The sequence below is a fragment of the Pseudonocardia sp. ICBG1293 genome, from assembly GCF_020131355.1.
In the GTDB taxonomy this organism is placed as follows: Bacteria; Actinomycetota; Actinomycetes; order Mycobacteriales; family Pseudonocardiaceae; genus Pseudonocardia.
The window spans coordinates 416,832-436,939 of record NZ_JAHLEL010000044.1; the positions used below are offsets into that span (position 1 = coordinate 416,832).

The 20,108-nt window shown below is 77.0% G+C and carries 16 protein-coding genes; 6 read left to right on the forward strand and 10 right to left on the reverse strand.

Annotated elements, in window-relative coordinates:
- Positions 1-85: 85 nt before the first annotated feature.
- Entirely contained in the window at positions 86-2,488 is a 2,403-nt protein-coding gene (locus KPF47_RS40325; protein WP_308015452.1) for a PAC2 family protein, read from the forward strand.
- Here the strand turns inward: KPF47_RS40325 and KPF47_RS21685 are convergent.
- The 4 genes from KPF47_RS21685 to amiA all read right to left on the reverse strand — a co-directional run bounded on the left by KPF47_RS21685 (position 2,380) and on the right by amiA (position 6,320).
- Positions 2,380-3,741 carry a YcaO-like family protein gene (locus tag KPF47_RS21685; protein WP_224390647.1) on the reverse strand — a complete coding sequence of 454 codons (1,362 nt, stop codon included), beginning with the start codon at positions 3,739-3,741 and terminating at the stop codon, positions 2,380-2,382. The genes KPF47_RS40325 and KPF47_RS21685 overlap by 109 nt on opposite strands.
- Complete coding sequence (locus tag KPF47_RS21690) at positions 3,738-5,189, reverse strand: CocE/NonD family hydrolase (protein ID WP_224390650.1); 1,452 nt, start codon at positions 5,187-5,189, stop codon at positions 3,738-3,740. The genes KPF47_RS21685 and KPF47_RS21690 overlap by 4 nt, the downstream gene beginning before the upstream one ends.
- Positions 5,186-6,100, reverse strand: a complete 915-nt coding sequence (locus KPF47_RS21695) for a hypothetical protein (RefSeq protein ID WP_224390652.1) — start codon at positions 6,098-6,100, stop codon at positions 5,186-5,188. The genes KPF47_RS21690 and KPF47_RS21695 overlap by 4 nt, the downstream gene beginning before the upstream one ends.
- A gap of 100 nt (positions 6,101-6,200) precedes the next feature.
- Positions 6,201-6,320: a streptamidine family RiPP gene (amiA, locus tag KPF47_RS39010; RefSeq protein WP_020625778.1), complete on the reverse strand. Its 120-nt coding sequence runs from the start codon at positions 6,318-6,320 to the stop codon at positions 6,201-6,203.
- A gap of 159 nt (positions 6,321-6,479) precedes the next feature.
- Between amiA and KPF47_RS21700 the strand changes: the two genes are divergently transcribed.
- Positions 6,480-7,721, forward strand: a complete 1,242-nt coding sequence (locus KPF47_RS21700; protein WP_224390654.1) for an MFS transporter — start codon at positions 6,480-6,482, stop codon at positions 7,719-7,721.
- A 188-nt stretch (positions 7,722-7,909) separates the two neighbouring features.
- On the opposite strand, the gene KPF47_RS21705 is transcribed toward KPF47_RS21700, so the two are convergent.
- The 6 genes from KPF47_RS21705 to KPF47_RS21730 form a co-directional block, all read right to left on the reverse strand.
- Entirely contained in the window at positions 7,910-8,707 is a 798-nt protein-coding gene (locus KPF47_RS21705; RefSeq protein ID WP_224390656.1) for an ABC transporter ATP-binding protein, read from the reverse strand.
- Entirely contained in the window at positions 8,704-9,858 is a 1,155-nt protein-coding gene (locus tag KPF47_RS21710; RefSeq protein WP_224390657.1) for an iron ABC transporter permease, read from the reverse strand. The genes KPF47_RS21705 and KPF47_RS21710 overlap by 4 nt, the downstream gene beginning before the upstream one ends.
- The gene (locus tag KPF47_RS21715; RefSeq protein ID WP_224390658.1) at positions 9,855-10,868 is read right to left on the reverse strand and encodes an iron chelate uptake ABC transporter family permease subunit; all 1,014 of its coding nucleotides are present in this window, start codon (positions 10,866-10,868) and stop codon (positions 9,855-9,857) included. The genes KPF47_RS21710 and KPF47_RS21715 overlap by 4 nt, the downstream gene beginning before the upstream one ends.
- Entirely contained in the window at positions 10,865-11,986 is a 1,122-nt protein-coding gene (locus KPF47_RS21720; protein WP_224390659.1) for an ABC transporter substrate-binding protein, read from the reverse strand. The genes KPF47_RS21715 and KPF47_RS21720 overlap by 4 nt, the downstream gene beginning before the upstream one ends.
- Positions 11,983-12,714 carry a sugar phosphate isomerase/epimerase gene (locus tag KPF47_RS21725; protein WP_224390660.1) on the reverse strand — a complete coding sequence of 244 codons (732 nt, stop codon included), beginning with the start codon at positions 12,712-12,714 and terminating at the stop codon, positions 11,983-11,985. Before KPF47_RS21725 ends, KPF47_RS21720 begins: the two co-directional genes overlap by 4 nt.
- A gap of 125 nt (positions 12,715-12,839) precedes the next feature.
- Positions 12,840-15,140 carry a pyruvate dehydrogenase gene (locus KPF47_RS21730; protein ID WP_224390661.1) on the reverse strand — a complete coding sequence of 767 codons (2,301 nt, stop codon included), beginning with the start codon at positions 15,138-15,140 and terminating at the stop codon, positions 12,840-12,842.
- 170 nt (positions 15,141-15,310) lie between these two features.
- On the opposite strand from KPF47_RS21730, the gene KPF47_RS21735 reads away from it, so the two are divergent.
- From KPF47_RS21735 to KPF47_RS21750, 4 genes are all read left to right on the forward strand, one after another.
- Positions 15,311-15,808 carry an Lrp/AsnC family transcriptional regulator gene (locus tag KPF47_RS21735; protein ID WP_224390662.1) on the forward strand — a complete coding sequence of 166 codons (498 nt, stop codon included), beginning with the start codon at positions 15,311-15,313 and terminating at the stop codon, positions 15,806-15,808.
- Positions 15,809-15,849: 41 nt separating this feature from the next.
- On the forward strand, positions 15,850-16,671 hold the full coding sequence (locus KPF47_RS21740; protein ID WP_224390663.1) for a DNA/RNA non-specific endonuclease: 822 nt from the start codon (positions 15,850-15,852) through the stop codon (positions 16,669-16,671).
- 29 nt (positions 16,672-16,700) lie between these two features.
- Positions 16,701-18,047: a serine hydrolase gene (locus KPF47_RS21745; RefSeq protein WP_224390664.1), complete on the forward strand. Its 1,347-nt coding sequence runs from the start codon at positions 16,701-16,703 to the stop codon at positions 18,045-18,047.
- Between the two features lie 135 nt (positions 18,048-18,182).
- Positions 18,183-20,006, forward strand: coding sequence for a BCCT family transporter (locus KPF47_RS21750; RefSeq protein ID WP_224390665.1), 1,824 nt, complete (start codon positions 18,183-18,185; stop codon positions 20,004-20,006).
- The last annotated feature ends 102 nt before the right edge of the window (positions 20,007-20,108 follow it).

Below are 20,108 nucleotides of genomic sequence, written 5' to 3' on the forward strand. Positions count from 1 at the left end.
CGACGCGGCGGTCACACCGCGGCCGGGCAGGCCGTGGGGGCCTCCGGATAGGGTCGCGGTGCACGCCACGACTCGGAGGACGCCGGTGCTCGATCCCGCTCAGCTCTACCAGGTCGACCCGGCCGCGCCGGCCCTCGACGAGCCGGTCCTGATCGTCGTGCTGGACGGGTTCGTCGACGCCGGCAACGCGGGCGCCCTCGCCGTCGGCGCGCTCACCGACGACCGCGAGGCGGTCCGGGTGGCCCGGTTCGACGTCGACCAGCTCGTCGACTACCGGTCGCGACGCCCGCCGCTGCGGTTCGAGACCGACCGCTGGGCCGACTACGACCCGCCGGAGCTCGACGTCGTCGCGTTGGCCGACACCGGGGACACGCAGTACCTGCTGCTCGCCGGGCCGGAGCCGGACATGCAGTGGGAGCGGTTCGTCGCCGCGGTCGGGCTGCTGGTCGAGCAGCTCGGGATCCGCCTGGTGATCACGCTGCAGGGCATCCCGATGGCGGTGCCGCACACCCGCCCGATCGGGGTGACCGCGCACGGCACCCGGCCGGAGCTGGTGGAGGGCCACACCCCGTGGTTCGCCACCGCCGACGTCCCGGGCAGCGCCGCCGCGTTGCTGGAGTACCGCCTCGGGCAGGCCGGTCAGGACGTCGTGGGCTACGCCGTGCACGTGCCGCACTACCTGTCGCGCTCGGCGTACCCGCAGGCGGCGCGCGTCCTGCTGGACCACGCGGGGCTGTCGGCGGGGCTGTACCTGCCGACCGAGACGCTGACCCGGGCCGCCGAGCAGGCCGACTCCGAGATCGCCGAGCAGGTGGCGGGTTCGAAGGAGGTCGGGCAGGTCGTGTCGGCCCTGGAGGAGCAGTACGACCAGGTCATCGCGGCCCGGGAGTCCGGTGACCTGCGGGACGGGCTGGAGGGCGGCGAGCTGCCCAGCGGCGACGAGCTGGCCGCGGAGTTCGAGCGGTTCCTGGCCGGGGGTGGCGACGACAAGCCGGGTGGGAAGTCCCCCGGCGAGGACGAGCCACCGCACGAGCCCCCCCCGCGCCCCCGCTGCCCCCCGCGACCTGACCGACGCCGTGCGGGGCGGGACGGTCACCGGACCGGGCCGACCCCGCCGGTGACCTCAGGTCCCGAGGGCGAGGGCGTGCTGCACCCGCCCACGGCCGGCGGGGCCCCGCAGGACCGCCTCGACCCAGCAGCCGACGGGGCGGGCCGCGAGACCGGCCGCGGTCGCGGCCAGCCAGGCGTCGTGGACGGCGAGCCCGGCCGCGACGTGCTGGGTCACGGTCCCGGGGCCGGGGTCGAGGTCCCCGGTGACGACGAGCAGCCCGCCGACGCCGGTGAGGTCCGGGATCCCGCAGGCCCGCCGGGTCAGCGCGGCCAGCAGCGGGTGCCCGGCGTCGAGCACGGACGCGCGCTGGCCGGCGACCAGCCGGTCCCGGGCGACCCGGTCGAGCCCGATGTCGGGGACCGGGGCGCGCAGGTTCGCGAACGGCACCGAGCGACGCGCCCGGAGCACGTCCGCCGGGTGCCCGGCCGCGCCCGCGCCCAGCGGGACGGCGCCGTCGGGGCCGGGCCCGGTCGTGAGCACGACCCGGGACCGGGGACCGTCCGGGACGAGGTGGGCCGTCCGCCGCCGGTCCAGGGTGGCCGCGGCGGCGAGCACGGCGGCGGCCGCGTGGCCGAGGTCGAGCAGCAGCACCGGCAGCGAGCGCGGTCCGTAGCGCCACGCGGTCCGCTCCGGGGTCAACCGGAGGACGACGTCCGCGCGGTCGACGTCCGTGGGCCCGGCGTCCGTGGGCCCGGCGTCCGTGGGCCCGGCGTCCGTGGGCCCGGCGTCCGTGGGCCCGGCGTCCGTGGGCCCGGCGTCCGTGGGCCCGGCGTCGACCGGGCCGGGCGGGTCCCCGAGGGCATGGGCGAGCGGGTCGTAGACGCGGCCGCCGACCCGGGCGTCGACCGGGTAGCGACCACCCGCCGAGGGCACCCGGCGCAGCCGCACCCCGCCGACGACCCGGGCCGGATCGGCGGCCAGCGACAGCGCGAGCAGCGCACCGGTCCCGGTGCCGTCGACGGGCAGGGGCACCGGCCGGGTCGCGGTGGTCGCCTCGGCGGGGCGGGTGGTGTGGTCGGTGGGACCGGGGTCGGCGCCGGACCAGGCGAGCCGGAACGCCGCAGCGGTCCGAGGGTCCACGGCGACCCGCCGGTCCGGCACCGTCCCGCCGGGGGCCGCGGCCCGCTCCGGGGGCGGTGCGGCCCGGCCCGGGGGCGATGCGGGCCTGCCCGGGGACGGTGCAGCCCGGCCCGGGGACGGTGCGGGCCTACCCGGGGACGGTGCAGCCCGGCCCGGGGACGGTGCGGGCCTACCCGGGGGCGGTGCCGTCACAGGAACGGCGGCGGGCAGTGCACCAGCCCGTCGGGGCCGGTGGCCGGGTCCAGGTCGAGGCCGTACGCGCGGGCCGTCTCGCGCCAGCGCGGCAGCCCCCAGTAACGGAACGCCGCCGGCGCGTTCGGGACGAGCCCGGTGGCACACGTGCGGACCACCCGCCAGGGTGTCTCGGCGACGTCGGGGGTGGTGAGGTCGACGCGCGCGATCCGGTGCCCGTCGGCGAGCAGCGCCGCGGTCAGCGACGCCAGGTCCCCGGTCACACCGGCGCGCAGCGGGCCGCGCGTCGCCGGCGCGGTGAACCGGGGCAGGTACTCCTCCTGGACGCGCGGGTCGAGCCACACCTGCACCTGGGCGCCGAGGTCGCGCACGGCGGCGTAGCGCGCACCGGCGCCGTCCCGGTAGCGGCGGTCGGCGCGGTGGTCGAGATAGAGCCCACGGGCGAGGACCCCGGCCTCGATCGAGGCGTACACCCAACCGTCGGGGTCGAGCAGACCGCGGGTGAACACCCAGGTGTGGACGGCCTCCAGCACGGCCTTGGTCGCCGCCTCACCGGCGTCGAAACGGGCCGCGCCACCCCCGGCGACGATCCCGGTCTCCCGGTCCACGACGACGGCCCCGACCACCGCGGCCGGGTACTCGGTGGGCAGCTCGACGAGGTGCACCTCGAACGCCGCCCCGGCCAGCGCGGCGTCGAGCCCCGGCACCGAGGCCCGGTCGATGCCGCGGCCGGGCAGTCCGAGGTGCCACCAGCGTTCCAGGGCGTCGCGCTCGACGAGCTCGAGCAGGCCACGGCGATGGGCGTCCAGCGCGCCGTCGCCGGTCGCGATGCCGGCGTAGTTGAGGTGGTGGAAGCGGGGCTCGTCGCGGCGGGCGCCGCTGTGATGGTTGAGCAGCGCCCAGGAGGCGGGCAGCCACGTCTGCTCCCCGTCGGCCTCGACGCCGGCGATCCAGCGGATCGGCAGGTCGTCGGTGAAGCGCCGGTAGGGACGGCCGTCCTGCCAGGGGGCGAGCAGCGGCAGCTCGTCGGGGCCCCAGCACCGCCGGCCCGCGTCGCGCAGCTCGGCGGCCGTGGTCAGCGGGAGGTCGCGCGGGACGCGGTTGCCGCAGTAGCGCTCGACCGCCTCGCCGAGCGCGGCGGTGCGCGCGCCGTCCCGGTCGCCGAAGGTGGTGCCGAGGCTGACCCGGTCGGCGGGCCAGGCGCCGAGCCGGCGCGCGTCGGACACCTCCGCGGTGACGGCGGTGTAGGCGGCGGGCAGCCCCGGCACGGGGGCGACGTCCACCAGCCGGCGGACGACCCCGCTCAGCGGGTCCACCAGCGCCTCCACCGGCAGTACGGGAACGGTCGGTGCCGTCACAGGGTGACCTCCTCGGGGATGGCGGCCGCGGCGAGCTCGTCGCGGCCGGGTGGGACGTGTGGCAGGTCCAGGTGCACCGCGTGCACCGTGCGGGGGTCGGCGCGCAGGTCGGTCGCGTGCGCCGCGTCCTGCCCGGTGTGCGGGTTGCGGGCGTGGGCGGGCCAGTGGTGCCCGGCGATCTCGACGCGCAGCCGGTCGCCCTCGGCGAGTGCGGCACCGACCGGTGGGGTCGTGACGACGACCCGGTGCGGCGACGGGCCCCGGTGCCGGTGCACGGCGGTGACGAGGTCGTGGTCGCGCAGCCCGATCCGCACGACCCAGTCGGCGTCGACGGCGCCACTGTCGGCGACGAGCGTGACGACCAGTGGTCCGGCGAGGGTCCCGGCGGACAGGGGCGGGGTGTGGGCGACGACCCGGTCGTCCCGGTGCAGGTCCGGTCCGGAGACGGCGGGGACGGCGGGGACGGCGGGGACCGGCGCCCCCGGCGGCCGCGACCGCACCGGCCGGTCCGGGTCGGCGACGAACCCGGCGGGGAACCCACCCGGCCGCACGGCGTCGACGGCGAGTGCCGGGGCTCCCCCGGCGCGCACCCAGCGACCGGTCCCCCCGGCCGCGACGAGCGCGCCACGCCCCAGCGGCCGGTTCTCGACCGCGGCGCGGGCCCAGGCGGCGTAGACCGCGCCGATCCGACGGCCGGCCAGGGCGGCACCGGGTGCCGGCGCGTCGAGCTCGTGCCCCCACGGTCCCAGGACCAGCCGGGAGGGTCCTCCCCAGTGCCGGGCGAGCGCCCAGGTCCGGGCGGCGAACGGGTCCGCGGTGCCCCCGACGGCGAGCAGCGGCATCGCGGCGAGGGCGACCCCGTCCCACAACCACGGTGTCCGGGCGGGGGCGTCCCACAGGTCGGTCCAGCCGGCCGGCGCCGGGTCCAGCGCCGCGGTGACCGGCAGCGTCGTGGCCGCCGACGGGGCGGCGGGCCGGGCGTCCTGCCCGTGCTCGGACCACCAGCCGATCCGACAGGCCAGCCGGGCGGCGCCGCCGGGTTCGCGGGCGGTCTCACCGGGTCCGAGCGCGGGGACCGCGGCGAGCACCCCGCACACGTCGGGATCGGCGAGGGCACCCGCGACCGCGCAGTGCGCCCCGTAGCTGGCGCCGGCGAGCACGACCCGACCGTCGCAGCCCGGGACGGCACGCAGCGCGGCCAGCGCGGCGACGCCGTCGCCGGTCTCGTGGGCGTAGGGCAGGAAGCTGCCCGTCGAGCCGCCGCGTCCCCGGACGTCGACGACGAGGGCGCCGAACCCGTGCGCGGCCCAGCCGCGGGCCTCGGGGAGCAGCCGCTCACGGCCGTAGGGGGTGCGGATCAGGACCGCGGGCCAGCGTGCGGCGGTGGGACGGACGAGGGTGGCGGCGAGCCGGACACCGTCGGGGCCCGGCAGGTCGAGCTCGCTCACGGTGCGCTGTCGGGCACCGGCAGCAGGGCGTGGTCGGCGACGGCGGCGGTGTCGAGGTCGACCACCCGCAGGCGACGCCGGGCGGGCAGCGCGGCCGGGACGAGGGCGCCGGACGCGGGGGTGTCGTGGCCCGCCACCCAGGCGCGCACGTCGGCGGCGAGCAGCGCGGCCAGCAGGGCGTGGTCGCCGGGGCCGGTCGGGGCGGCGGGGGCGGCGTCCCAGTAGGCGAGCAGGTGCGGGTGTCCGGACCCGGCCGCGGCCAGGCGCCGGGCGCGGACGTCGGCGTGCCCGGCGTCACCGGGGTGCACCGAGGGCGGTTCGAGGATGCCGTGGCGGCCCTCGACGGCGAGCCGGAACCACGCGGTCCCCCGTGCGGGCAGCGTGTCCAGCGCGGTCCAGGCGGCGGGTGCGGGGCCGTCCGCGACGGCGCACACCGCGTCGACGGGACCGGCCGTACCGGCGTCGCCGGGGCCGGCCGCGGCGTCGTCGCCGGTGCGGTCGCCTGCGGTGGCCGGGTCGGTGGCACCACCGGCGGTGGCCGGGTCGGCGCGGCCACCGGTCCCGGAGCCGCCCGCGGCGGGGCTCCCCGGCGTGGCCGCGGTGAGCGTGGCGAGGTCGCGACGGCCGACCCGTACCCCGGGCCCGTCCAGGGCGGCGGCGACGGCGTCGGCCAGCGCGCCGGACCCGACGACGGTCACGGTGACGGTGCGCGGCGGCGGCGCGTGGTCGAGGTAGCCGGCGGCGGCGAACGCGTCCCGCTCCGGGACGAGCTCCGGCGGGGGTACCGGGTCGGTACCGTCGAACCAGGCGGTCAGCGCCTCGACGGTGGCGGGGGGCAGGTCGATCCCGCGCAGCCGGCCGGACGCCTCCCGCAGGGCGGTGCCCCGACCGGGGACCTCGAAGACGCTCACGCCCGGTCGCAGTCGTTGCACTGGCTCTCCCTGGTCCGTCGGTCGGTCACGGCAGACCGCGGGCCCGGCACCGTCACCGGTGCCGGGCCCGCGGCGGGTGTCACTCCTGCTCGGCGGCCTGCTCGGTCGCGAACGGGTTCTCGACGAGGGCGTTGGAGTGGCTCGCGGAGTTGTGCGGCAGGGCGCGCTCGGCCTCGAGCTCGGTGAAGATGTCCTTCATCGTTTTCTCCTCCAGTGGGTGACATCGTCCGGTTCCGGACCGCACCATCGTCACCATAAACGACATTGGTTTTCAACAGTGGGCCATCTCTCGTCCCGATCTATTGGAGATGACTGTCGTTTCACACTAGGGTTCGCGCAACCCCGACGGAAGGAACCCGTGAGCGAGACGGCCCCGACCGCCCCCGAGCACGAACGCACCGACCTGCGCCGCTACCTGACCGCCCGGGTCGTCTCGGTCGCCGGCTCACTGGCCGCCGCGGTCGCGCTGCCGGTACTCGTCTACCGCCTGACGGGCTCCCCCGCGTGGACCGCGGCGATCGCGACGGCGGAGGCACTGCCGTACCTGTTGTTCGGGCTGGTCGCGGGGGCGCTGGCCGACCGGGTCGACCGCAGGCGGCTGATGGTCGGCGTGGACCTGGCGTGCGGGCTGGTGCTCGCGGGGGTCCCGCTCGCGTGGTGGGCCGGGGTGCTCACGCCGTGGCAGGTGCTCGGCACGGCGGTCGCGGTGCAGACCGGGTTCGTGTTCTTCGACGCCGCGAACTTCGGCGCGCTGCCCACCCTGGTCGGGCCGGACCGGATCACCGCGGCGTTCTCCACCCTCTACGGCGCGACGACCGTCGTCGAGCTGGTCGTGCCGCCACTGGCCGGGCTGGCCGTCGCCACACTGGCCCCGGCCGGGCTGCTGTCGGTCACCGCGCTCACCGCGGTCGCGTCGGCGCTGCTGATCCGTTCGGTGGCCGGGCGGTTGTCCCCCGGGCCGGGTACCCGCGCCCCGACCCGGATCCTCGCCGACGTGCGCGAGGGCCTGGGGCTGCTGTGGGGCAACCCGGTCGTGCGCACCCTGACCCTCGTCGGCACCACCCAGGCCGTCGCGGGCGGCGCCTGGCTCGCGATGACGGTGCCGTGGGCGGACCGGGTCCTGGGCATCCGCGCCGACGGCGACGCCCGGCTCGGCCTGCTGTTCGCCTGCTGGGGCGTGGGTGGGCTGGCCGCGGCCCGGCTGGTCCCACGGCTGTCGGAGCGCTGGGGCGGAGCCCGGCTGGCGCTGGCCGGGCTCCCGGTCTCGCTGGCCTGCGCGGTCGCCGTCGTCGCGGCGACACACTGGGTCCCCGCGCTGCTCGCCGCCACCGCGTTCGGGGCGGCCTACTCGACCGTCGTGCTCAACGCCGTCACCTACCGGCTGCAGGTCACCCCCGAGCACGCCCGCGCCCGGGTGTCGACGACCGCGCGGATGCTGTCCTGGGGGCTCGGCACCCCCGCCGGCGCGGCGCTGGCCGGAGTGGTGGCGACGACGCCGGCGGGCCCGCGCGGTGGGCTGGCGGCCGGGGCCGCGGTGCTGGCCGGCGGGGTCGCGCTGGCCTGGCTCACCCCGCCGCTGCGCCGGGCCGCCCGCGGCTGACCGGGCCGACCCCGTCCGGGACACCCCGGCCCGGCGCCGGCAGCACCGATCCCGACGCGCGCCCGACCGGCGAGACGCACGTTTCCGCCCTCGCAGGGGCGGAAACGTGCACGTCGCTGCACCGGCGACCCGCCCGGGAATGGCGAACCGGTCGTCGGCGTGCCACGCCCGGCGGGGTGGGTGGGCCGTCAAGCACTGACCGGCCGGGCCGGGGTGGAGTCCAGGTAGCTGCAGGTCAGCCGCCCCTCGTGGGTCGAGACGACCCCGCGCACCCCGAACACCTCGGCCAGCAGCCCCTCGTCGACGACGTCGGCGGGCGGCCCGTCGGCGTGCACCCGCCCCTCGCGCAGGGCGACGATCCGGTCCGCGCACCGGGCGGCCTGGGCGAGGTCGTGCAGCACCGCGACGACCGTCAGCCCCCGCAGGCCCTGCAGGTCCCGGACCAGGTCGAGCATCTCCAGCTGGTGGCGCACGTCGAGGTAGGTGGTCGGCTCGTCGAGCAGCAGCACCGGCGCGTCCTGGGCGAGCGCGAGCGCCAGGCGCACCCGCTGCCGCTCGCCGCCGGACAGCAGCTCGACCGGGGTGTCGGCCCGGTCCTGCGTGCCGGTGGCCCGCAGCGCCTCGACGACGTGGGCGTCGGCGCCGCCGCCGAGCATCCCCAGCGGCCCGCGGACCGCGTAGCGGCCCTGCGCGACGAGCGCCCGCACGGTCACCCCGCCCAGCGGCGGCAGCGCCTGCGGGAGCACCGCGACCCGCCTCGCGACCTCCCGGCGCGGGGTCCCGGCCAGCGGCCGGTCGGCCAGGTGCACGGTCCCGGCGTCGGGCCGGTGCAGTCCGGCGAGCACCCGCAGCAGCGTCGTCTTGCCGCAGCCGTTGCGCCCGACCAGCGACAGCCACTCCCCCTGCCGCACCGACAGGTCGACGCCGTCGAGCACGGTGCGCCCGTCGAACCGCACCGTCACCCCCTCGGCCCGCAGTACCGTCACAGGACACCTCCCACCGTCGTGCGGGACCGCCGGCGGACGATCCCGATCAGTACCACCGCGCCGGCGACCGCCGTCACCGCTCCGGCGGGCACCCCGATCGGCCGGTCACCGGCCGGGGCGAGCGCCGTCACCGCCTGCGCGACGACGTCCGCCGCGACGACCGTGCCCGCCCCGGACAGCGCGGCCGCGGGGACCAGCAGCCGCGGGTCGGCCGCACCCCACGGGCCGAGCACCGCGCGGGCCAGGTGCGGGGCGAGCAGCCCGACGAACGCGAGCGCCCCCACCGCGGCCACCGCGCCACCGGTGGCGAGCACCGCCAGCAGCACCGCCGCCGAGCGCCACCCGGAGACCGCCAGGCCGACTCCGCGGGCGTGGTCGTCGTCGACCCCCAGCACCGCGAGCACCGGGCCGAGTAGCACCGCCACGACGACGGCGACGACCGCCACCGGCCACAGCGCCGCCCAGTGCTCCCAGCCGCGGCCGTTGAGCGAGCCGACCAGCCACCGCACCATCGACCCGGCCAGCTGCGGGCGGGCGGTGAGCAGCAGCAGCGTCGTCCCGCCCAGGACCGCCGACACCAGGACCCCGACCACCGCGAGCCGCAGCGGGTCCGCGGTGCCCGGTCCGGCGGCGCGCCCGGCGAGCAGCCACAGCACGCCGCCGCCGAGGGTCCCGCCGAGCAGGGCCACCGCGAGCACACCGAGCGGGGTGCCGACGGGGCCGCCGAGCACGGTGCCCAGCACCGCGCCCAGCACCGCGCCGGACCCGACGCCGGTCACCTCCGGGGAGGCGAGCGGATTGCGCAGCACCGCCTGCAGCACCGTCCCGGCGACGCCCAGACAGGCACCGGCGGCGAGCCCGACCAGCACCCGCGGCACCCGCAGCCCGCGCACGAGGTCGACCGACAGCGGGTCCGCGGCCCCGGCCAGTGCCGCGAGGGCGGTGCCGGGACCGACCGCGGTCCCGACCATCAGCCCGGCCAGGGCGGCGGTCGCGACGACCGCGCCGAGCAGGGCGAACCGCGACGCCACCGTCGCGACCAGGCCGATGGCGACCCGGCCCGCCCGGTCCGGGGCCGCCCGGGCCCGGCCGGTCCCGGAGCGCACGCCGGGGGCCCGGGGCGCCGTCCCCCGCCCGGCCGGCCGGTTCACCGGGCCACCGCCGCATCGCGACGGGCCGTGCGGGCGGCCCGCGGGCGTCGCCAGGCCAGCAGCACCCCGCCCGCGACGATCGCGACCGCGGCGGTGAAGCCGCCCACCGGCAGCTCCACCGGGTGGAGCACCGTGCGGGCCAGCAGGTCCGCGACGACCACCACCGCCGCCCCCGCCCCGGCGCAGCCCGCCGCGCGCGGCAGCGGCCGTGCGGCCGGGACCAGCACCCCGACCAGCTGCGGGGCCAGGAAACCGACCCAGGCGACCGGCCCGGCCGGCCCGACGACGGCGGCGACGAGCAGGCAGGCCACGCCCAGTACCGCGGCCCGGGCCGCGCCGGTGCGCAGCCCGAGTGCCGCGGCGGCGTCGTCGCCGAGGCGCAGCGGCCCGAGCAGGGGCAGCACCGCGACGGCCGCGGCGAACGCGACCACCAGCGCGGGCAGCACCGGGGTGAGGGTGGCCCAGGTGGTGCCGGTGAGCGAGCCGAGCAGGTAGCGCACGAGCACGCCCTGCTCGGTGGACCCGGTCATCGCGACCGCGGCGAGCAGCAGCGCCTGCAGTGCCGCGCCGACCCCGGCACCGATCAGCAGCACCGCGGCCGGGCCGACGGCACCGCGGATCGCGAGCAGGGTGAGCCCGCACCCGACGACCGCGCCGGTGACCGCCGGCAGCAGCGGCGCGAACGGCACGGCGGCCCCGGTGACGATCGTGATCGCCACCGCCGCGGCCGCCCCGGAGGACACCCCGAGCAGCTCGGGGACGGCGAGCGGGTTGCGCAGGCCGTCCTGCAGGAGCAGCCCGGCCAGCCCGAGTGCCGCGCCGGTGAGCACGCCGAGCAGCAGCCGTGGGACCCGGAGCTCGGTGACCACCACGTGCTCGACCCCGCCCGTCGCGCCCAGCACCGCCGGCAGCCGGTGCGGTGCGACGGCCGGTGTGCCGGTGCCGAGGACCAGCGCGGCGACCAGCGCCGCCCCGAGGACGACGGCGAGCGCCGCCAGGGCCCGCCTCACCGGCCGGGGACCGCCGCGAGCGACTGGGTGACGATCGCGCCCAGGCTGCGGGTGCCACGGCCGCTGCCCCACAGCCGCGGGTCCATCTCGTGCACCTGGCGCGCCGCCACCGCGGGGACCTGCTGCCAGACGGGGTTGTCGGCGAGCTGGTCGGTGAGGGTGCGGTCGGCCGAGGAGAACAGCAGCGAGTAGGCGAACACCACGTCCGGCGCCTGGGCGAGGATCTCCTCGACGCTGTAGGTGCTGGCGGTCTCGACGTCGGCGCCGCGCGGGACGAACGGGTAGTCGTAGAGCGTCGCGAGCAGGTTCCCGTTGACGGTGTCGGTGGTGTCGACGCCGATCGTGTCGGCGCTGCCGTACATCAGCAGGACCCGGCGGTCGGCCCGTCCGGTGGCGCGGGCCTGCTCGACGCCGTCGGCCAGGGTGGTGCGGAAGCGCTGCTCCCCCGCGGTGGTCTCGGCGGTGCGGCCGGTCAGCGATCCCAGGTTCCGCAGGTAGCCGACCGACTCCTCCCAGGTGCCGGGCTGCACCAGCCAGAGCGGGGCGAAGCGTTCGACCGCCGCCCGCAGCGGCTCGTGCACCCCACCGAGGCCGATCACGAGGTCCGGGCGCAGGGCCGCGATGGACTCGACGTCCTCGCTCCCGAAGCTGCCGGCGACCGTCGGGACCTGCGCGGCGCGCTCGCCGAGCAGCACGGGGTTCTCCAGCAGCGCCGGGGTCGAGGTGCCGGCCGGGGTCAGCCCCAGCTCGACGACCATGTCGTCGCACAGACCGGTCAGACAGACGATGCGCGTCGGCGGGGCCGGCACGGTGACCGTGGTGCCGCGCGGGTCGGTGACCGACAGCGCCGGCTCCAGCGCAGCGACGTCCCGGCTCACGGCGGGCCGCTCGGCGGGCGTCTCCGGCGCGGGCGCCGCCGCCCCGCCGCACCCGGCGAGCAGCAGCACGACCGCCGCGACCGGCAGCACCGCGGCGACACGGGAGGCCCGGGCCGCGGCGGACCGGCGGGGGGCGGCGGACCGGCGGGGAGTGGCGACGCGGGCGGGCGCGGCGGGTCGGGCCGCGGCGGACCGGTCGCCCGCACCGGCGGGCACGGGGGGCACGGGGCGGGGGCTCATCGCGCACCCGCCAGATCGCGCCCGGACCGCAGGTCGCGCAGCGCGGCCGCGTCGCGACGCAGGGAGGCGGCGGTGTCACCGGGGACGAACTCCAGCAGCACCTCCACGTCGGCGTCGTCGGCGGCGGACTGCGCGGCGAGCTCGGCCAGGACCGGCGCCCACAGGTCGGCGCGGTCGGCGAGCGGGAGCCGCTCGGTGAAGCCGTCGGCACCCCAGGAGAAGGCGTGCACGGTCCGCGGGCGCAGCACGCGGACCTCGGTCAGGCAGGCGTCGGTATCGGGCAGCTCGCGCGGCTGCCAGTGCGTCACCAGGGCCGGGTGGTCGACCTCGGTGCGCAGCGCCGACGCGGTGTCGAGCCCGTCGGTGAGGGACTCGACGTGGTGCTCCACGAGCAGCCCCAGCCCCTGCTCGGCGACGGCGTCGGCGCAGCGCCGCAGCGCATCCACCGTGGCGGCGCGCTCGGCGGGCGACACGTCGGCCGAGGCCGCGGTGCCGGCCCAGACCCGTACCCGCGGGGCACCGAGCTCGGCCGCCGTCGCGACGACGGCGGCGAACGCGGCCGGGTCGTCGGCGCCGGCCTTGTGGTAGCTGCCGTAGGTCCCGATCCGCAGGCCGGCGCCCGCGCAGGCACCGCGGGCCGCCGACGCCGCCGTCCGGTCACCGGGCCGCACGTGCCGGTCCCCGGCCCACTCGACGACCTCGGAGCCGGCGTCGACCGCCAGGCGCACGACGTCCGGTACGGATCTCTCACGGAAGGTAACCGACGCCAACCCCAGAAGCAGCATGGTCGGTAACCGTAGTCATTGTCGTTTACGGGAGCCAGCGACGTACGTCACCCGGTGTCCGGTTCCGGCTAGAGCAGGTCGAGCCCGGCCGCCACGACGGTGTCCGCGTCGAGCCCGTGGTGGGCGTAGACCGACGCCAGGTCACCGGACTGCCCGAACCGGTGCACGCCCAGGTGCGAGGCCGGGACCCGGTTCACCCCGGCGAGGAACGCGAGCGTGTGCGGGTGCCCGTCGAGCAGGGTGACCAGGGGCGCGGCCCGCCGCGCCGGGAACGCCGACTCCAGGATCCACGGCTCGGCCTGCGGACGGGCGGGCCGCCCGGACCGCGCCTGCAGGGCGTCGAACAGCAGGCCGGGGCTGGTCACCACCACGACGTCGACCTCGTGGCCGAGCTCGGCCAGCCGGTCGGCGGCGGCGAGCGCCTCGGTCGTCGGCGCGCCGGCGACCGCGATGGTCAGCGCGGGCGTGCCCGCGGCACGGCGCAGCGGGTAGGCGCCGGCGACCACCTGGCGGCGACGCCGCTCGCGCGCCGCCGGGTCCGCCGGCACCGCGGCCAGGGTCTGGTCCACCGGTCGGGTCGACAGACGCAGGTACGCGCTGGTGCCGTCGGGGCGGCCGAGCCGGACCAGTGAGGCGAGCAGCGTCCACTCGGTGTCGATCGCGAACGCCGGCTCGTAGGTCACGCAGCCGGGCTGCTCCAGCCCCACCGACGGCGTCGTCACCGACTGGTGGGCTCCGCCCTCGGGCGCCAGCGACACCCCGGAGGGGGTGCCGACCAGGATCGACTGGCCGCCGGCGTAGATGCCGAACGACCACGGCTCCAGCGCGCGCTCGACGAACGGGTCGTAGAGCACCCCGATCGGCAGCACCGGACGGCCCCAGCGCGACCAGGTCGCACCCAGCTCCCCCAGCGCGCCGACCAGGTTGCCCTCGGCGATGCCCAGCTCCAGGTGCTGACCGGTGGGCCGCTCGCGCCAGTGCAGGATCGTCTCCGGGTCGTCGTCGAACCAGTCCTTGCGCTCCGCGGTGGACCAGACGCCGACCTTGTTCACCCAGCCGCCCAGGTTCGTCGACGACGACACGTCCGGGCAGAGCGTGACCACCCGCTCCGCGGCCGCCGGGGCCTCCCGGGTGAGGTCGAGCAGGGCCCGGCCGAGCGCGGCCTGGGTGGTGGCGCGCCCGGTCGGCGTGCGCCCGATGTCGGTCGGCAGCGGCGGGACCGGCTGCTCGTCGACCGGGTCGCGGTGCAGGCGCTGCGCCGCCCGCGCGACCACCTCGCCCACCGGCGAGGCCGGGTCGAACCGCTGCCAGGGGTCGTCGGGGTCGGCGCCGACGGCGTCGGCCAGCTCGCGCACCTGGTCGGCCGCCAGGATCGAGCCGTGGTTCTGCGGGTGGCCCGCGGTCGCGAGGCCGTGGCCCTTGACCGTGTAGGCCAGGATCACCGTGGGCCGGGTGTCGTCGATGGCCTCGAACGCGTCCCGCAGCGCCGCCGTGTCGTGCCCGCCCAGGTTGCGCACCGCGGCCAGCAGGGTGTCGTCGTCCAGACCGGCGACCAGCTCGGTCAGTGCCGCGTCGCCGTCGGGCAGGCGGGTGCGGACCTCGTCGGCGTCGCAGCGCAGCAGCCGCTGGTACTCGGCGTTCTGCATGGTGTCGATCCGGGCGCGCAGCGCGTCACCACCCGGGCGGTCGAACAGCTCGTGCAGCAGCCTGCCGTACTTGACGGTGAGCACCTGCCAGCCCGCCGCGGAGAACATGCCCTCGATCCGCGGGGCGCCGATCGCCGGGACGACCCGGTCCAGGGACTGCCGGTTCAGGTCGACGACCCACACGACCTCGCCCAGCTCACCGACCATCGGGTCGAGGATGGCCTCCCAGACCGCGCCCTCGTCGAGCTCGGCGTCGCCGACCAGCGAGTACTGCCTGCCCTGCCCCGCGCCGCCGAAGTGGCTGTCGACGTAGCGGCGGGCCAGCGCACCCCAGATGGGGGCGGTCGCACCGATCCCGACCGAGCCGGTCGAGTAGTCGACCGGGTCGGGGTCCTTGGACCGCGACGGGTAGGACTGCAGCCCGCCGAAGGCGCGCAGGGTGCCCAGGTAGCGCTCGTCGAGCTCGCCGAGCAGGTAGTTGATCGCGTGCAGCACCGGGGAGGCGTGCGGCTTGACCGAGACCCGGTCGCCCGCCCGCAGGTGCTCGAACCAGAGCGAGGTCATGATCGTCGTCATCGACGCGGACGACGCCTGGTGCCCGCCCACCTTCAGCCCGCTCGGGTCACCGCGCCGGTTGGCCGCGTCGACGATCGCGACGGACAGCCACAGCACCCGCTTCTCGATCTCGACGAGCGTGTCCGTCGTCACCGTCTGCGTGCCCATCGTCCACCACTCCAGCTCCGTTGCCCATGCAGCCTGCCCGGCCAGCCCACCACCGCACCGACGACTGCACAACCGCAGCCCGACGGGCTGAGCAGAATGCACGCCCCGTGCCGGGTCGACCCGGCACCGGAGCGGCATACTGCGCACCCACGGCACGACGGGGGGACGACATGACGGGCACGACCGGCGACGGACGGGCCGCACTCGACGGCCACGACGCCCGACTGCTGCTGGCGCTGGCGCAGGACCCGCGCGCGACCGTGCTCGCCCTGGCCGAGCGGGTCGGCCTGTCCCGCAACACCGTGCAGGCCCGGCTGGCGAGGCTGGACCGGGTGGCGGCGCTGGACACCTTCGAGCGCCGCGTCGACCCGGCCGCCCTGGGCTACCCGCTCACCGCGTTCGTGACGGTGCGGGTGGTGCAGCGCGAGCTCGCCGCGGTCGCCGACGCCCTGGACCGGGTGCCGGAGGTGCTGGAGGTGCACGGCGTCTCCGGGCCCGAGGACCTGCTGGTACACTTGGTGGCCCGCGACGCCGACGACCTCTACCGGATCGCCGGGCACCTGCTCGCGATCGACGGGGTGGAGCGCACGTCGACCTCGCTGGTCATGCGCTCGCTGGTCGGGTTCCGGACCGCGCCGCTGCTGCGCAGGCTGGCCGACGGCGGCTGAGCCGCACCCGCCGTTCACCCGGCACCGCTAGCGTCCCACCGATGAGCGCCCCCGCCGCCCCCGGTTTCGATCCGGACTTCCTCGGCGTCGCGACGCCGATGCCGACGCTGCCCGGGACCGACACCGTCCTGCTCCCCTACACCCACTTCGCGACGCTGCACCGGCCCGACCGGCGCCTGGCCGCCGCCACCGCCGTCGCGATCGACGGCGCGACCCTGCGACAGCTGGAGCGCTCCGACGACTGGCGCCTCGACGACCGTCTGCCCGCCGAGCAGCAGGCCGGCCCCGAGCTCTACCGCGACAACGACCTGGACCGGGGTCACCTGGTGCGCCGCCAGGACCCGGTGTGGGGCGAGCCCGCCGAGGCCGCGACCGCCGAGTCCGACACGTTCCACTACACCAACGCCGCACCGCAGGCCGCGGCGTTCAACCAGGACAAGCAGACCTGGGGCGGGCTGGAGGACTACCTGCTCGACAACGCGGGCGACCACGACCGGCGGCTGGTGGTGTTCACCGGCCCGGTGCTCGCCGACGACGACCCGGAGTACCGCGGTGTGCTGGTCCCCCGCCTGTTCTGGAAGATCGGCGCGTTCGTCACCGGCGGCGCCCTCGGGACCACCGCGTACCTGCTGGACCAGACCCCGGAGCTCGGCGACCTCGCCGAGCCGCCGGCCGGGGACCCGCCGCCGCTGGGCCCCTACCGCACCTTCCAGGTGCCGGTGGCCCGGATCGGCGAGCTCACCGGGCTCGACCTGGGCCCGCTGACCGCGGCCGACCGCATGCCGGTGCCCGAGCCGGTCCCGGCCGCCCTGTCGGAGCGGGCCGTACGCCTGCGGTCGTTCGCCGACATCCGGGGCCTGTGAGCCCGGAGCCGGGTCCTAGGGTCGGGCGGGTGACCGAGCTGCTCCCCAGCACCCAGCGCACCCTGCTCGCCCGCGTCGCCCGCGCCCAGCGCGACGGGCGGGTCCCCTCGCTCGTCGCCGGGGTGGTCCGCGACGGCGGCCTGGTCTGGCACGCCGGCCGCGGTGCCCTGCCCGACGGTGCCGCCCCGGACGACGTCCAGTACCGGATCGGGTCCATCTCCAAGACCGTCTGTGCCCTCACCGTCCTGCGGCTGCGCGACGAGGGGCTGCTCGACCTCGACGACCCGCTGGACCGGCACGTCCCCGGCACCCCGCTCGGCGACCGCACCCTCGGCCAGCTGCTGTCCCACCTCGCCGGGGCGGGCTCGGAGAGCCCCGGCGGGTGGTGGGAGCGCACCCCCGGCGGCACGCTCGACGAGCTGGGGCTGGGCGAGGGCGACCGGGTGCTGCCGGCCGCGCGTCGCTTCCACTACTCCAACCTCGGGTTCGGGCTGCTCGGCGAGGTCGTCGCCCGCACCCGCGGCCGCGCCTGGACCGACGTGGCCCGCGACGAGGTACTGCTCCCGCTGGGCATGACCCGCACCTCGCCCCGCCCGCTGGAACCGGCCGCGGCGGGCCGGGCCGTGCACCCGTGGGCCGACCTGGTCCTGCCCGAGCCCGAGCACGACGCCGGGGTGATGGCCGCCGCCGGGCAGCTGTGGTGCACCGCCGCCGACCTGGCCCGGCTCGGCGCGCTGCTGCTCGGCGACACCGGCGGGGTGCTCTCCCCCGCCACCGTCGAGGAGATGACGCTGCCCGCGGGCGTGGACCCGTCGTCGCCGGTCTGGGCGGGCTACGGGCTGGGCGTGCAGGTCCTGCGGGTCGAGCGGCCCGGCGGCGGCACGACGACGCTGGTCGGGCACGGCGGGTCGATGCCCGGCTTCCTGGCCGGGCTGTGGGTGGACCGGGAGGAGGGCGCCGGTGCGCTGGCGATGGGCAACACCACCGCCGGGATGGACAGCGGGCTGGCCGCCGGACTGCTGAACGACCTGCGCACCGCCGAGCCCCGCGTCGTCGCGCCGTGGACCCCGCAGCCCTGCCCGGTCGATCCCGACCTGCTCGGCCCGTGGTTCTGGGGCCCCTCCCCCTACGCGCTGCGCTCGGTCGCCGGCGGGCTGCTGCACCTGGGCGGCCTCGGGCGCCCCGGGCGCGCGTCACGCTTCCGGCCCGGCCCGGACGGCACCTGGATCGGCCTGGACGGGTACTTCGCCGGGGAGACCCTGCGCCTGGGCCGCGACCACCTGTGGCTGGCCACGTTCGTGTTCACCCGCACCCCGTACGACCCGGCCGCCCCCGTTCCCGGCGGCGTCTCCGACGCGGGCTGGACGGCCGGCTGAGGTCACGGTTCGGCGTGCACGGCGACACGGGGCGGCCGAGTACCTAGACTTTCGGCACACAAACGACTTGTGCACCATTTTCTGCACGGACGAAAGCGGAGGGGGGATGCGCCCGGCATCCGGGCGCGACCACACATGACACAGGCCCCAGCACCACCGGACGCCCGTCCGGACACGACCGGGGGCGACCGGCCCCGCACCGACTGGGTCGTGTTCGGCGTCGGCGCCGCGCTCGCACTGCTGTTCGTGCTCTGGGGGCTGCTCAGCCCCGACACGCTGGGTTCCGCCGCCGAGTCGATGCTGGGCGGGCTGATGCGCGGCGGCGGCTGGGGCTTCATCCTCGCCGCGACCGCCTTCGTCGCCTTCGCGCTCTTCCTGGCCTTCAGCCGGTTCGGGCGCATCAAGCTCGGCGCCGACGACGAGGAACCCGAGTTCCGCACGGTCTCCTGGATCGCGATGATGTTCTCCGCCGGCATGGGCATCGGCCTCATGTTCTTCGGCGTGAACGAGCCGCTCACGTTCTTCCAGTCGCCGCCGCCCGGCGCCGCCGAGCACGGCACCATCGACGCCCTGCAGACCTCGATGGCGACCTCGCTGTTCCACTGGACCCTGCACCCGTGGGCGATCTACGCCGTGGTCGGCCTCGCCATCGCCTACTCCACCTTCCGCAAGGGCCGCCGCCAGCTCATCAGCCAGGCCTTCATCCCCCTGATCGGCCGCAAGGCCGCCGAGGGCACCATCGGCCGCGCCATCGACATCCTGGCCATCTTCGCCACCCTGTTCGGCTCCGCGGCCTCGCTGGGCCTGGGCGCGTTCCAGATCGGCGGCGGCATGCAGACCGTCGGCTGGGTCGACGGCCAGGTCGGCCCGTGGGTCCTCGCCGCGATCATCGTCGTACTGACCGCCGCGTTCATCCTCTCCGCCGTCTCCGGCGTCGAGAAGGGCATCCAGTGGCTGTCCAACACGAACATGGTCCTCGCCGCCGTGCTGGCGTTCTTCGTGTTCGTCGTCGGCCCGACCGTGATCATCCTGGACCTGATCCCCACCTCGGTCGGCGCCTACTTCTCGCAGTTCTTCGAGATGGTCGGACGCACCGAGGCCGTCGGCGGCGAGCCGATGCTCGAGTGGCTCTCCGGCTGGACGATCTTCTACTGGGCCTGGTGGATCTCCTGGACCCCGTTCGTCGGCATGTTCCTGGCCCGCATCTCGCGTGGACGCACCATCCGTGAGTTCGTCGGCGGCGTCATCCTCGCCCCGAGCCTGGTCTCCCTGATCTGGTTCTGCATCTTCGGCGGCACCGCCATCACGCAGGCCCAGCAGGGCGCCCAGTTCTCCGACGACTCGAACGTCCAGCTCTTCCAGATGCTCGCCGCCTACCCCTGGGCCACCTTCACCGGCCTGCTGGTCATGCTGCTGGTCGCGATCTTCTTCGTCTCCGGGGCGGACGCCGCGTCGATCGTGATGGGCACCCTGTCCCAGCGCGGCACCATCGAGCCCAGCAAGTGGGTCGTCATCTTCTGGGGCTCGGTCATGGGCGCGGTGGCCGTGCTCATGTTGGTCACCGGCGGGGAGAACGCCCTCGACGGCATCCAGAACCTGACCATCCTGGTCGCCGCGCCCTTCGTCGTGATCATGGTTCTGCTCTGTTTCGCGCTGTTCAAGGACCTGCGCCGGGACAAGGTCGTGCTCCGCGACGAGAAGGGCGCCCAGGTGCTGGAGCAGGCCGTCGACTGGGCGACCGACAACCACGGCGACAACTTCTACGTCAAGGTCGGCGCGTTCGACCCGGACGAGGACAGCGCCCCCGGCGCCCGTGCCGGCACCGGCGCGGACGGTTCCGACACCGGCCACGGGAACGGGGCCGTCGGGGCCGCACCCACCGGGCAGGACAGCCGTGCGGGCGACGGGTCGACGGCGGCGACCGCCGAACGACGCGACAGCCCGGTCGGCGGCGGCTGACCACCTCTCGTCGCACACGACGGCGGCCGGACCCCCTCCCCGGGGTGTCCGGCCGTCGTCGTCCGTGGCAGGGTCGAGGGCTCACGGTCGTCGGGGGCGACC